Raw genomic sequence first — 13623 nt, forward strand, 5'->3', positions numbered from 1 at the left:
GCCGGCGGGACAGGCGGGATCGGCGCCGATGGCCGCCAGCAGGCCGCTGAAATGGCCGGCCATGCGGGCAATGGTGGTGGCGTCGAACAGCGTCTGATCGTACTCGAATTTGGCTTTGAGCTGCTCACCTTGCTCGACGATGTCCACGGCCAGGTCGAATCTGGAAATGATGTGGTCCACTGGCATCAATTCCGCACGAACGCCGGGCATCGACAATTGCGTGTCCGGGGTATTGCGCAGATTGAGCATGACCTGGAACAACGGCGTATGGCCTGCGTGGCGCTCGGCATGCATTGCTTCGACCACCTGTTCGAACGGTACGTCCTGATGGGCATAGGCATCCAGCGTGGTGGCACGTACCTGTTCCAGCAAGGTGGAAAAAGGCAAATCCAAATCGACCTGTGAGCGCAGCACCAGCGTATTGAGGAAGAAGCCGATCAGGGCCTCAACATCGGCGTGGCCGCGGTTGGCGATGAAGGTGCCAATACTGATGTCGCTTTGTCCACTGTGGCGCGCCAGCATGATCTTGAAGGCTGCGCTCAGGACCATGAACAAAGTGGCCTGCGCTTGCCGGGCGACCTGGCGCAGCGGTGCTACGGTCGCTGCGGGAATAGTGATGGCCAGGCTCGCGCCCTGGTAGTTGCGGCGCGGCGGCCGTGGCCGGTCGGTCGGCAGCGTCAGAAGGGCTGGCGCCCCCTGAAGCCGGGTGTGCCAGTATGCCAGTTGGCGCTCCAACAGTTCGCCGTGCAACCATTGTCGTTGCCAGTGCGCATAGTCGGCGTACTGGATGGCCAATGCAGGCAGTGGCGATGGGCGACCTCGCAGATAAGCTTCATACAGGACCGATATCTCCCGGCCCAGTACGCTCATCGACCAGCCATCGGCCACGATGTGGTGAATCGTCAGCAATGCCACGTGTTCCTCCCCGCCCAGCCGCAGCAGACGCAGGCGCAAGAGCGGGCCGTTTTCCAGATCGAAAGGAGTTAGGGCTTCTTCCTGAATCAATCGGCGGACATGGTTTGTGCGTTCCGGCGCCGGCACCTGCGCCAGGTCTTGCAGGAACTGCGGCAATTCACTGTGGGGAGATACTATTTGCCGAGGCGTACCGTCGGCTACGGTGAAGGTGGTGCGCAGCGCTTCGTGGCGGCGCACGACTTCAGTAACAGCGCGCTGGAAGACGTCCACATCGAAAGCGCCTAGCAGGTGGACTGCGACGGGAATATTGTAATGGGGGGTGCCTGGTTCAAACTGTTCCAGGAACCACAGGCGTTGTTGGGAAAATGAAAGGGCTGGCGCGTCATCGCGTTGCGCCGGCGCCAGCACCGGCAGGGCGGCGCCGGCATGTTGCTGGCGGATCAGGTCGAGTTGATCCGCCAGCAATTCAATGGTGGGGGCTTCAAACAAGGTTCGTAGCGGCAACTCGACGCCATATTCTTGCCGGATGCGGGCCATCATTTGGGTGGCCAGCAGGGAGTGCCCGCCTAGCGTATGGAAGTCAGTTGTGACAGAGACGCTCTCGAGGTCAAACAATTGCCGCCAAATTTTCGCCAGTTGGTGCTCCGACGGTGTGCGCGGCGCAACCATGGACTGCTGCGCGCCGGCCGCGACGGCACGGTGGGATGCGTTCCATGCCCATTGCGCATTGAACGCATCCTGCAGGAACAGTTCGCGGCAGCGCAGGCGTTGCAGCTTGCCGCTGGACGTGCGGGGGATATGCCCGGCCTTGACCAGCACGATGGCGACCACATCGAAAACCTGATGATGTTCGGATAATTCGGCGCGCAGCCGCTCGGCCAAGCCATCGACTGCGGGTGTCTTGCGCGATTCGATCTCCTGAATGACGACCAGCCGCGATGCCGACTGTTCCTCCAGTGAGAAAACAGCGCAACCGCTGGAACGGAAGGCGGGATCAAGCCTCTCGATGGTGGCTTCGATGTCCTGCGGATAGACATTGCGGCCATTGAAAATCATCATTTCCTTGATGCGGCCGGTAACATACAACTCGCCATCGCGGATAAAGCCCAGGTCGCCGGTGCGCAGGTAGCGCTGCTGGCTGTCGGTGCCGGCCACCAGCACGCCGAAGGTATGCGCGCTTTCTTCCACACGGTTCCAGTAGCCCTGCGCGACAGACGGTCCGCACACCCAGATTTCGCCGACCGCGCCGTCGGCCAGTTGGATCAGGGTGTCGGGGTCGGCGATCAATACACGATGATCGGCGTCGGAGGTGCACCCTGTCGACACCAAGGGGATGATGTCGGCGGCATCGGTGGCGGCACTCACCTGATGGGCGTACAGCTTGCTGCGGCTAACCTCCAAGACTGGCGGAAAGTGGCCTGACGGCGTATTTTTTTGCGCCGTCACCAGCAAGGTCGATTCGGCCAGGCCATAGACTGGAATGCAGGCGTCGGGCCGGAAGCCGCAGGCGGCGAATGATTCGGTAAAGCGCTGTACGGTTCCGGGCCGAATTGGTTCGGCGCCGTTGAGCGCGAATTCAAGCGCACTCAGGTCCAGCGTGCGCTTTTGCTCATCGGTGATCTTGCCGACGCACAGCTCGTAGGCGAAGTTGGGGGCAGCCGTGCCGCGCGCGCGGTAATCGGACATCAGCTTGAGCCAGCGGTAAGGGCGCAGCAGGAAGGCGGACGGTGGCAACTGGATGCAGTGGCAGCCGGCATAGACCGGGTAGAGGATTTTACCGATCAGGCCCATGTCATGATGGGGCGGCAGCCAGGAGACCAGCGTTTGCTCCGGCTGCATGTCGAAGGTGGCGTGCAACAGACGCGCATTGGCCAGGATGTTGGCGTGGCTGACCATCACTCCCTTTGGGGTTCCCGTCGAGCCCGACGTGTATTGCAGGAAGGTGATGGCCGACGACGAGAGCGCTGGCTCTTGCCAGCGTTCGACGGCATCCGCCAGCACGTCCGACGCCAGCCAGTTCAGCGCACCTAAGTTGCCCGCTTCCGCATCGGCACGCCATTGCGCCATGCGATTGGCGATGCTGGACAGCGTCAGCGCGATGCGGGGCGAGGCATCGTGGGCGATCAGTTGCAGCCGCGGCAGGGTCTTGGTGTTTGCCGGCGGCAGGGCGGGGACGGCGATCACGCCGGCATAGACGCAGGCGAAGAATGCAACGATGTACTCCAGGCCTGGCGGATAGACGAGCAACACGCGATCGCCAGGCTGGGTATTGGCCTGTAGATGGGCGGCGATCGAGCGGGCGCGGCGATCAAGTTCGGCATAGGTCAGCATGCCGCTGACTTGTTCGCCATCTTCCAGGTAAGTGAACGCGGGCTGGCTGGCTGTGCCGGATTGCGCCGATGCGCGGTAGCGCGCCAGTTCCAACAGCGTCGAGAAATGATTGCGGGCATGCGTATCCATAATAAGCCTAAGAGAAATTAACGTTGTGGGAACGGCGTCCACGCTCCAGCGGCGCAGAAGCAGGGAACGGGAGCCCATGCCATCGGTGGCACAGGTGTGGTTCGCTGCGGGAATGAACAGGCCAGGTGCCAGGCCGGCAGCCTCCCATTCAATTTAACGATGGACGGAAAATGCGATGCACGGCGTGGGTTTGTCGGGCGTAGCTGGACATAAATACTCTGATAAAAGGGCTGAAAAATTCGGGGGTGGGAGCGGCGTCCGGATCAATTCCGGCGGGCTGCCCACGGCGACGCCGAATGTATCAGATGTGCGCCTCGGCAGGACCTGTACCTTAGGCCATTTGAGCTTGTGTGGCGGCCATCTTTGAACGAATGGACAGGTTCCCGCCAGGACCGGATCTGATACTGTGCAGCGACTTTACAGCGTCCGACCAGGCGTCCGTCCGAGTGCGTAACAGGCGGAGGAACGGCCGGCCTTCGACTCTCTTCTAAGGAATATACCTATGCGGGCGAACAAGATCGATCAGCTGATCGGCGGAACACCACTGATCCGACTCGGCAGTGTCTCCAATGACAGCAAACATATCAACGTCTTCGGCAAGCTCGAATCGATGAATCCCGGCTATAGCGTCAAAGACCGCAGCGCCTTGCACATGTTGGAGCAGGCCCGCATCGAACATCAGCTGCAGCCGGGAGCGACGATCGTCGAATCGAGCTCGGGCAACATGGGCCATGCGCTGGCGATGCTGTGCGCGGCGCACAAATACCGTTTCATTTGCGTGCTGGACCCCAAGACGCCGAAAAGTAACATTACCTTGATCAAGGCTTATGGCGGCGAGGTGGAACTGGTTCAGACACCGGATGAGAACGGCAGTTTTCAGAAGAAGCGCATCGCGCTGGCCAAGGCCATCGCGCAGCGCAATCCCAACTGTGTGAATCTGGACCAGTACAGCAATCCAGCGGCGATCGAGGCCCATTTCAAATATACCGGTCCGGAAATCTACGCCCAGACCGGCGGCAAGATCGACGTGCTGATCGGTTCGGCCAGCACCGGTAGTCATCTCAGCGGCACAGCCAAGTATTTGAAATCGGTCCATCCCGACGTGCATGTGATCGGCGTCGAGCCGCAGGGCTCGGTGGTGTTCGGTGGCGAGTTCACGCCCTTCCTGCAAAATGGCACGGGGCTGAGCTTCACACCACGCAATATGCTGCATTCGTACGTGGACCAGGTCATCAAGGTTGCCGACCTCGATGCGTTTGCCGCCTGCCGCCACCTGGCGCGCAGCGACGGCTTGCTGCTGGGTGGGTCGTCCGGTTCCGTGATCCATGCAGCCCAGGAGTACATCGCCAGTGTCAACGGCCCATGCAATATCGTGCTGGTGTTGCCGGATGGCGGCCTGAAATACCTGGAAACGATTTATGACGATCAATGGCTGATCAAGAACAACCTGGGGGCGCTAGTGCAGGTGGCCGATGGCCGCGCGGAAATCAGCCAGCTGATCGACCGCCTGAGCGACCCGATGGCCGTACTTAACTAACAAAAAACGATGTCGCGCTGATCGGCGCGTGATGATGAATGGAAGAGAAACTGCAACAATGAATATGATTCGAAGCGTCGTGCAAGAGGAAGTCCGGTTCGCTGCGCCGGACGCGGGGGCGGGGGCGGGGGCGGGGGCGGGGGCGGGAGCGGGAGCGGACAGCTATATCGCCTATCGGTGGTCCCATGCTGTGGACCCGGAGTTGGCCGCGCAAATCATCACCCTGATGCGTGAGACCACGGAAAATGCACCCATCATCGGCTTCGGCAAGTCCATTGCCGACGCGGAAGCGGAGAAATATATTGCCGAGCTACGGGATAATCTGGCGGCCGGCAAGTGTCGCCTCCTGTGCATTTACCACAGTTCCGGCGAGTTGATCGGCCTGTGCACCTTGCGGCGCAATCTCAATCCGAACAACCGCCATATCTGCGATCTGGCCAAAGGCATGATCGCGGAGCGGCACCGCGGCGGGATGGTGCTGCCGTGCGCCTTCCTGGAAATCGTCGCGCGCTGCGAACTCGATGGCGTCGACTTGCTGACGCTCGATGTGCGGGCCGGCACGCCGGCGCATCGTACCTGGACCAAATTCGGTTTCGAAAGCTATGGCATGCTGCCTGACTATGCGCGCGCCGATGGCCAGGTCCATGCCGGTCATTACATGATGCAAAAGACGAGCGATCTCAGGGCGCGCGTGCTGGCACTGTTTGAAGGCAAGGGCGTGGCGCGGGCGGATAAGGCGGCGGGCGCCGCAGCATGAGCGACGCTGCTTCCGTTTATTCGGGCGAGATCATCGATGGGCATTGCCACATCGCGTCGACCCGTTTCACGCCAGAAGCCTTCCTGGAAGGCTTTTGCCGCAACATCCAGGTGAAGATGCAAGCCAGCGGCGTCAACAAGTCGCTGGCGGCCCTGCTGGACAGCTATATGGGCCAGAACCAGGATCATCAGGGCGATGCCCTGGTGCGCGAAATGGATAGCGCGGGCCTGAGCCGCGCGGTGCTATTGTTGCCTGACTTTACTTATACATTGAAGTGTCCTTTGACGATCGAGGAGATGTTCGCCGAACATGCCGCGATCCTGCAGCGCCACGCCGGCCGCTTCTTCGTATTTGCCGGTGTCGATCCCCGCTGGGGAAGCGATGGAGTGCGCTTGTTCGAACGCGGCGTCAAGGAATACGGTTTCAAGGGCTTGAAGCTGTATCCTCCTTGCGGCTACAGTCCCAGCGACCGTTCCCTGTATCCGTATTATGAGATTTGCCGCGAGCACAAGCTGCCGGTGCTATTGCATATCGGCCCCACCAGTCCATGCCTGGACTTCGCTTACGCCGCGCCTTATCTGATCGATGGCGCGGCGCGCGATTTCCCCGACGTGAATTTCATCCTGGCCCATGGCGCGGTTCATTTTGTCGACGATTGCGTTGCGCTGTGCGGGTATCGGCCCAATCTCTATCTCGATACCAGCGCGTTTCTTTCCTCGACCCATCCGGGCGGCTGGCAAGCGGCGTTGGCCGAGCTGTTCAAGAAGAATATCAACCACAAGATCCTGTTTGGCACCGACTGGCCGGTGTTCCGGTTTTCCGGCGGCCACAGGAAGGTCATGGCCAGCTTCCTGGCCGCCGACGGACCGCTCAGCCAAGTTTCCGCCGTCCAGCGTCAATGGTTGATGTCAGCCAATATGCTGCGTTTACTGGGGGAGGCGGGCAGGCCGTAAGGCTTGCTGCGCGCCAGCCCCGCCTGCTCGTCCGATTTCAGCCGCCGAGCAGGCTGAGCGCGATCTCCGTACTCGGCAGCACGGGATCAAACGAATGCCGTGTGGTCTTGTATGGAAAGATCTGGTTACCGAGTATGGTACGGCAGATCGTGTCGATGCAAAACGGCGCGCCGTCGTCCCAGTGCCGGACCGAGACGCGGTGATCCGAATACTCGAGCGGCACGCAAGGCAGATACTGCAATCCCAACAGTTTTGCCGCATGCACGCGGTGATTGCCATCCATAACGATGCCATGGTCGGCCACCACGGGGATCGGCGTGGTCCAGACCTGGGCTGCGCCGATCAAGGCCACCAAACGTTCCACATGGTCCGGGTCGACATGTTCCGAGGGACGGAAAAAAGCCAGCGGCTTGATGCTCACTTGATAATTGCGGGTTGCTATATTCTGCGCCGGAGTAATTGGCTCCAGCCGGCCCGGCGCCGCTGCTGGCGGCGGTGTTCGGCGTGTCCGCTTGTACGTTTCCATGAAAGTAAACCTTTGTAAAAAAACGGCTGGACCGGCTCTAACCGGCTGTCGCCACCGTGCTTCCCTCCCGGGCAGCAGCAATCAGTTGCAAGGCGTCGCCCACGGTGACCAGATCGGCAATCGCCTCCACGTTGGCCGACAGGTCGATTGCAAAGTGTTCCTCGCACAAAGTCACCAGCGACACCAGTGAAATGGAATCAAGTGCCAGATCGCCAGCGATGGTGGTGTCATTGCCGATGGTGGCCGCATCGACCTGGATCGAGATGACCTGGTTGATCAGGTGGACGAAGTCGGGCAGCAGCAGGGAAGGGGCGCTCATGCTGCCTGCTCCATGGTGGAGTGGCCTAGACCGATGCCATGTTGCAGGAACGCGCGATGGATGGATTTACGGTTCAGCTTCATGTTTTTTGTACGGAAGTCGTTGGCAATACTGAATTGCAGCGTTGTAAATTCAACCCGTTTAACTTGCTGGAACACCGGCAAATCCGCATTGATCGCTTCGATGTGCTGGCGAATGGCGGTGCAGGCGGCGTTATCCCCGGCCACGGAGGTGGAAATCAAGGCGGTAATGCCTGGCAAGCCATCACCACCCAGCACCACTGCCACCTCGACGGCTGGATGGGACTGGATCTGCGCTTCGATGGGTTCCGGATGGAATTTCTCGCCGGCCTTGGTGAGGATGGCATCTTTTTTGCGCCCGACGATCGTCAGATAGCCTTCATCGTCGAAACAGGCGATATCGCCGGTCGCCACCGAATTGGGGCCGACAAAGGTGCTGCGGACATCATCGTCGGCGGCATCGAAGTAGCCGAGCGAAAGCAAGGCATTGCGGGTAATGATGACTTCACCTTCCTCGCTGAGGCTGACGCTGCCGGGTTCTGCCGGCATACCGACCGTGCCGACTTTAACCCAGCCGGGTTTGTTCCAGGCGACCATGCCGGCTTCCGTGATGCCGAAGGCTTCGAACAGCTGGACGCCATGTTGCCAAAAGAAGTCCAGGGTGTGGCGCTTGATGGGCGCCATTCCCGTGATCAGGTAACGAATGCCTCCGCCCAGCAAGCCAGACAGGCGTGCGCCGATGTCGACTGGGGCGGCGTCCTGGCCGGGTTTGGGTAAAGGTACGCTTTGCGCCATCGCTTGCAGCGACTCATAGAAGACTGGCGGGGCGATGATGTAACTGGGGCGATATTTCTTGAGCCCGATGAACAGGCGCGGGAAGGGCAGATAAACGAAGTCGATGCCGTGGTAAAGACAGAAGTAATACGCCATTCGTTGCTGGTAGTTTGCAAACGGCAGGAAGGTCAGCATGCGCTCGTCCACTTCGACACCGAAGGCGCTGCCGTACAGGTTCAGCAGGTTTTCCGTGCCTGGGGCACTGATGATGAGGCCCTTGGTTTTGCCGGTCGTGCCGGAGCTGAAGACCATCGAATGGGTGCCCGGCGCATGGCCGACGTGCCCCTGGTCCAGCGCTGCTTTGCCTGCCGGCGGATCCATCTCGTCATATGCCAGCACATGCGGATGGTGCAGGGCGTCCGGGTCGACGAAAGCAGGGTCGACGGCGAGCAGTTGCAAGCGATGCCGCTGCACGGCTTCCTTCAGCGTGCCGGCCAGGCGCTCCTGCGGGAAGGCGACGGAGACGCATTGCAGGGCTGCAATCGCCAAATCCCATACTATCCAGTGATAGGAATTGGGGGCCAGGATGCCGATCCGCCCGCCAGGCTGTACGCCCATCTGCCGCAGCCGGGCAACCAGCGCTCGCGTGTCGTGATGCAGCTCGTCGAAACTGCGGACTGTTTCCTTGCCGTCATCGGCGACGAAGGACAGGGTCGCGCTCGCACCTGCCAGGCGCGGCAGGATGTCTTGCAAACGCATGTTGGTGTTCACGCTCATGCCGCCTCGCTGATGGCCGACTCGTCCGCTTTCATGGCCCAGTACCGCTGAGCGACACTTTCATACATGCCCCAGAACAGCTGGCAGGTGTGCGTCACGGCGGTCAGTGCTTGCTGTTGCATCTCTTCCGTCACGCACAGGTCCGCGACGAGGGCGATGCCTTCGCGCACATGGCCCTCGTCTTCCTTTTGGTGCACGGAGAAGAAACGGGTGCTCTCTTCACTCAGGCCATACACCTTGCCAAGGATGGAGTGGCGTGCTTCGCCGGCGCGGGTTTCCAGGCTCTGGCCTTCGCTGGCGATCATGACGGCGGCGGCGCCGATGTGGTAGGTGCCAACACCTTTGACATTGCGCAGGCGATAGTGAATCAGTTCCAGCGTTTGTGGCGAGGGCTGGTGCGCATCGCGCTCTTCATCGGAAATGCCTTGGGCCCGCAGGAAGTCTTCCATCAAGTGCACATGGTTCTTGGTTTTGGACAGGCGTCCCGTTTCCTCCTCAAACAGATTGAAGAGCAGGCGGCGCTTATGCATCGGAATCGGGCACAGGAAGAACAGGTGCTCGACATATTCCAGGAAATAGCGGGTAATCTGATAGCCTTCCAGGCTGATCATCTTCAGCAGTTTCCAGTTGCGCTCTTCGCGGAACAACTCTGCGAATATCGGGTGATCCAGCGTCAATTGCGCTTCAAGAACCTTGCGAAGCTCAAGCGCAAATGCTTCTTTTTCCATCAACATAGCTTCAATTCCTCAGTGGGTGTGGACTACTTGGGAGGGGCGCTCAGGGGCCTTCAGCGGGCGTCCCTGAGCTGTTTCAGTTGTGCTTCCGCATCGTCGCGCAACTTCTTGCTCAGCGCTGGCGGCAGGGACAACGCTTTGGTATAGGCGCTGATAGCCTTGGATTCGGATTTGATGGCTTGCAGCGCCTGCCCCATCCGGTAGTAGATAAAGGAACGCGGCTCCAGCGCGGCGGCCTTTTCGAAAAGAGCCAGCGATTCGCGGTTCTCGCCCTGTTCCTGCAGAACACGCGCCAAGCCATACGGCCCCAGTTCACTGTCAGGAAAGCGCGTTTGCAGCGTACGGTAGACCCTTCCGGCGTCGCTGTACTTTTTGTTTTGCATGTAAAACTGGCCGATGCTCCACCAGCCATCGCGCTGCTGGTCCGCCATTGTTTCCGAATCCGGCTGCGCCAGCGCCACCAGGACCGCCTCGGCCTTGCTGACATCTTCGTTCTTGACATCGATCAAGGCCAGCATCAGCTTTGCTGCTTCGGGGTGGAGCTTGCCAGTGTCGGCCGCCAATGCCTGGGCTTTCCCGCTACTGCCGCCCACGATGCCTGGTGCACTCAGGTAATACTGTTGCAGGGAGAATCTCGCTGACAGGTTTTTGGGGTCGAGGTCGACGGCGGTGCGGAAGGCATCACGTATCCTGCCCGCGTAACCCATTGCCGAAAAGATGCCGGCATTGATGGCTTTGGTGCCCAGCGCGTTGCCGAGCGCTTCATGGCAGAGGGACTGCCTGGGATGGCTGGCAACGCATTGCTCGGCCAGTTTGATCGCTTCGTCCAGGCGATTCTCGGCCGCCATGCCCAGCAAGGCATCGACTTTGGCGCGCAGGGCAACGGGGTCTCGTGCATTCAGGGCGAGTGCTGCATCAGCCTGGCGCTCGACATCCTGGAATCGTTTTGCTTTCAACGCTGCAGCATAGTCGTTGGCGTGGACGCTTGGCACACCAAGCAGCAGGCAGGTCGCTAGCGCAATGCTGGCGGGCTTGTTCATGAGTCGACATTCCTCTTAAATAAACGGGGGTGCGGCTTTGTCGAAGGCAAAGGCACTACGCACCGAGAAAATGATACAGAGGTCCGCGCCGTCTGCCACCTGTCCCCTCGCACAGCTAGGGAAGGCGGGCGATAGCGTTTACCATCCTGGACAGACTACTTTTTTATAAGGCAAATTTTATGTTCAGAAATATTTGGGGCGCGACCCTGGCGATGGCCAGCCTGTTCATATTGTCAGGCTGCATGGCGCACACGGAACCACCGGCCGGTTTGAATTTGTCGCTGGACCGGTCGAGCGCCCAAAAGATCTATGGTGTCGCGCTGCAGCCGTTGGCCCAGCCGGTAGCTGTCAACAAAATCCATTCCTGGAGCGTCAAACTGACGACGCCGGACGGCAAGCCAGTAGACGATGCCCGCATTGCCGTCGACGGCGGCATGCCGCAGCACGGGCATGGTTTGCCGACTCAACCCCAAGTGACCAAGGCGAATGGGGATGGCCAGTACCTGTTGGAGGGTATGAAGTTCAGCATGACAGGCTGGTGGGAGATTAAACTCGATATTCAATCGAGCCGGGGCAAAGACCAAATCACGTTCAATACCGTGGTCCCGAAAGCGCCCTGAGCGCGGCTGTTCATCGGTCGGTGAGGCGCAACCGGTGTTGCGCTTTGTCCTGTAACCAGTCCGGCGATGTTGCCGGCTGTCGTATATGTCGAGGGTTTATGGGGTTCAAAACATCCCTCCGGAGCCGGCTGCGCTGGCCGCTGCTGGTTGGAATACTGTTTGTTGGTAGTGCTGTACCGCTGGTTGCGGCCCGCGGCTTCGACCTGTTTGGCTGGGGGGACCGCTGGAACAAGGATGAACGCGCGGTTTTGGCCTCGCTGCAACTGAACAAGCTGGAGCCGGCGCCCGCAGACCCGAGCAATGCGGTCGAGGGACAGGCAGGCGCTGCCGCATTAGGTAAACGAATCTTTTTCGACAAACGTTTCAGTGCGAACGGCGCCGTCTCTTGTGCCAGTTGTCACGATCCTTCCAAGCAATTCCAGGATGGCCGTCCCCTCGGTGTTGGCATGGGCACGGGCACCCGGCGTTCGATGCCGGTGGTCGATGCCGGCCGCAGCCCCTTCCTGTTTTGGGATGGACGCAAGGACAGCCTGTGGGCCCAAGCCCTTGGGCCGCTGGAGGATCCGAACGAACACGGTACTAACCGGCTGCGCTTTGCGCAACTGCTGCGTCAGCATTACCGCACGGAGTACGAAAATGTCTTTGGCAATATGCCGGATTTGAGCCAGTTGCCTCAGAATGCGGGGCCGCTGGGGACGGCGTCCGAGCGCTCTGCCTGGAATGCCTTGGATGAAGCGCGGCGCCAGGCTGTGTCCACGGTATTTGCCAACGGCGGCAAAGCCTTGGCCGCGTATGAAAAAACACTTTCCTATGGCGAATCGCGGCTGGACCGTTATGTGAAGGCCGCGCTGAACGACGATGCCGCGGCGTCCGCCATGCTCAACGCGCAGGAGAAGCGCGGCTTGCGTTTGTTCATCAACAAGGCGCAATGCGTTACGTGCCATAACGGCCCCTTGCTGACCGATCAGCATTTTCATAATACTGGAGTGGCGCCGCGAGACCGCAGGCAGCCGGACCTGGGGCGCCAGCAGGCTGTATCCGTGGTGAAGGCGGACGAGTTCAATTGCTTGGGTAAATACAGCGCGGCCCCCGCGCAATGCAACGAATTGCGCTTCATCGCCAGCAACGACCCTGCCTTGCTCGGCGCATTCAAGACCCCGGGTTTGCGGAACGTCGCATTGCGGCCACCGTATATGCATGCCGGGACGCTGGAGTCGTTGACCGATGTGGTGCGGCACTATGCCGCAGCGCCGGCAGCCGTGGTTGGCAAGAATGAACGTGCGCCGCTGCGTTTATCGGAGCAGGAGGTCGCCGACCTGGTGGCTTTCCTGGGAACCTTGTCCGGCCCGGTCCTGGAAAACGGCCGCGAGCTTGAGCCACGATAGCTGCACAGTTGCGCAGAGTGGCGGCGCATGATTATATTGAGTTTATGAATAAATTAATTTCCCCCCTGTTAGCCTGCCTGCTGTCAGGCGTAATCTCTCCCGCTTGTGCCGATGAGGCTATCCCCACGGTCACGGTCAGCAGTGTCAAGAACCCCGAGCTTCGTTCCTATCGCACCTTGATGGCGGGCCTGGATGCGTTTGAAAAAAATCATGGACTTGCACCCGCTGCAGCGGAGTTGCGCTTCCGCCTGATTGGCAAGAGCAAGCGTGCGCGCGCCGGGCTGAATAGCCTGAGCCTGAAGATCGAGGCGGCGGAATTGAATATTCCGGTCGCACTGGCGCCTGACGGCAGCTTTACCCTGCCTCGTGACCAAGCCGCCTTGGATGCCGATGCCAAGCTGGTATTGAACCGGAGTAATGGGCAGTTCGAAGGCTTGCCTCAGGTACGCACTCCCGGCTTGCCTGCCAATGTCATGCGCCTTGGCGATTTGCGGCTAGAATGCAAGGTGCTGATCGCTGCCGTCAAGCATGAACTGGGCATCGTCGCCCGCGCCACGATCACCACCTTGTTGGGCGGCGCCGATTGGTGCGAGGCCAAGTCAGGCGATTTCTGGCACGCCTCACCCGGTACGCTGGATGGTGCGATGATCGTATCCGGCAGCCGCCGTGCCGCTTTGCCGGTAAAGGACGAGAGCTTCTTGCCGCCCTTGGCGGATCAAAGCTGGCCGGATGATGCGTTGATCGAGTTCGATATTGATGCAGAGGCGCCGCCGGGCTGACGGCGGATCATCGCCGCACGCATCACG

The 13623-nt window shown here is 60.3% G+C and carries 12 protein-coding genes; 6 read left to right on the top strand and 6 right to left on the bottom strand.

The genetic code is table 11. The features are described 5' to 3' along the window. A partial coding sequence (locus AC1RRC_RS32210; RefSeq protein ID WP_493059937.1) for a condensation domain-containing protein occupies positions 1-3375 on the bottom strand: 3375 nt, incomplete at its 3' end. Between the two features lie 502 nt (positions 3376-3877). Between AC1RRC_RS32210 and AC1RRC_RS32215 the strand changes: the two genes are divergently transcribed. Genes AC1RRC_RS32215 through AC1RRC_RS32225 form a run of 3 tightly spaced genes read left to right on the top strand, consistent with a single transcriptional unit; the run spans position 3878 to position 6622 of the window. Beyond that, positions 3878-4912 carry a PLP-dependent cysteine synthase family protein gene (locus AC1RRC_RS32215; RefSeq protein WP_493059938.1) on the top strand — a complete coding sequence of 345 codons (1035 nt, stop codon included), beginning with the start codon at positions 3878-3880 and terminating at the stop codon, positions 4910-4912. Positions 4913-4970: 58 nt separating this feature from the next. Continuing rightward, positions 4971-5669 carry a GNAT family N-acetyltransferase gene (locus AC1RRC_RS32220; RefSeq protein ID WP_493059940.1) on the top strand — a complete coding sequence of 233 codons (699 nt, stop codon included), beginning with the start codon at positions 4971-4973 and terminating at the stop codon, positions 5667-5669. Further along, positions 5666-6622: an amidohydrolase family protein gene (locus tag AC1RRC_RS32225; RefSeq protein ID WP_493059941.1), complete on the top strand. Its 957-nt coding sequence runs from the start codon at positions 5666-5668 to the stop codon at positions 6620-6622. The genes AC1RRC_RS32220 and AC1RRC_RS32225 overlap by 4 nt, the downstream gene beginning before the upstream one ends. A 37-nt stretch (positions 6623-6659) precedes the next feature. Here AC1RRC_RS32225 and AC1RRC_RS32230 read toward each other — a convergent pair whose 3' ends face one another. The 5 genes from AC1RRC_RS32230 to AC1RRC_RS32250 are packed head-to-tail and all read right to left on the bottom strand — an operon-like array spanning position 6660 to position 10812. Then, complete coding sequence (locus AC1RRC_RS32230; RefSeq protein WP_493059943.1) at positions 6660-7148, bottom strand: transcriptional regulator; 489 nt, start codon at positions 7146-7148, stop codon at positions 6660-6662. Positions 7149-7185: 37 nt separating this feature from the next. Further along, the gene (locus AC1RRC_RS32235; protein ID WP_493059944.1) at positions 7186-7467 is read right to left on the bottom strand and encodes an acyl carrier protein; all 282 of its coding nucleotides are present in this window, start codon (positions 7465-7467) and stop codon (positions 7186-7188) included. After that, the gene (locus tag AC1RRC_RS32240; protein ID WP_493059946.1) at positions 7464-9038 is read right to left on the bottom strand and encodes an AMP-binding protein; all 1575 of its coding nucleotides are present in this window, start codon (positions 9036-9038) and stop codon (positions 7464-7466) included. Before AC1RRC_RS32240 ends, AC1RRC_RS32235 begins: the two co-directional genes overlap by 4 nt. Beyond that, the gene (locus tag AC1RRC_RS32245; RefSeq protein WP_493059950.1) at positions 9035-9772 is read right to left on the bottom strand and encodes an iron-containing redox enzyme family protein; all 738 of its coding nucleotides are present in this window, start codon (positions 9770-9772) and stop codon (positions 9035-9037) included. The genes AC1RRC_RS32240 and AC1RRC_RS32245 overlap by 4 nt, the downstream gene beginning before the upstream one ends. A 53-nt stretch (positions 9773-9825) precedes the next feature. Next, on the bottom strand, positions 9826-10812 hold the full coding sequence (locus tag AC1RRC_RS32250; RefSeq protein ID WP_493059951.1) for a tetratricopeptide repeat protein: 987 nt from the start codon (positions 10810-10812) through the stop codon (positions 9826-9828). A gap of 179 nt (positions 10813-10991) precedes the next feature. On the opposite strand from AC1RRC_RS32250, the gene AC1RRC_RS32255 reads away from it, so the two are divergent. The 3 genes from AC1RRC_RS32255 to AC1RRC_RS32265 all read left to right on the top strand — a co-directional run bounded on the left by AC1RRC_RS32255 (position 10992) and on the right by AC1RRC_RS32265 (position 13596). Then, entirely contained in the window at positions 10992-11432 is a 441-nt protein-coding gene (locus AC1RRC_RS32255; protein WP_493059953.1) for a FixH family protein, read from the top strand. 98 nt (positions 11433-11530) lie between these two features. After that, positions 11531-12817, top strand: coding sequence for a cytochrome-c peroxidase (locus AC1RRC_RS32260; protein ID WP_493059955.1), 1287 nt, complete (start codon positions 11531-11533; stop codon positions 12815-12817). Between the two features lie 44 nt (positions 12818-12861). Beyond that, the gene (locus tag AC1RRC_RS32265) at positions 12862-13596 is read left to right on the top strand and encodes a hypothetical protein (RefSeq protein ID WP_493059957.1); all 735 of its coding nucleotides are present in this window, start codon (positions 12862-12864) and stop codon (positions 13594-13596) included. Positions 13597-13623 lie beyond the last annotated feature (27 nt).

The organism is Pseudoduganella sp. GW821-FHT12E03, from assembly GCF_058807115.1.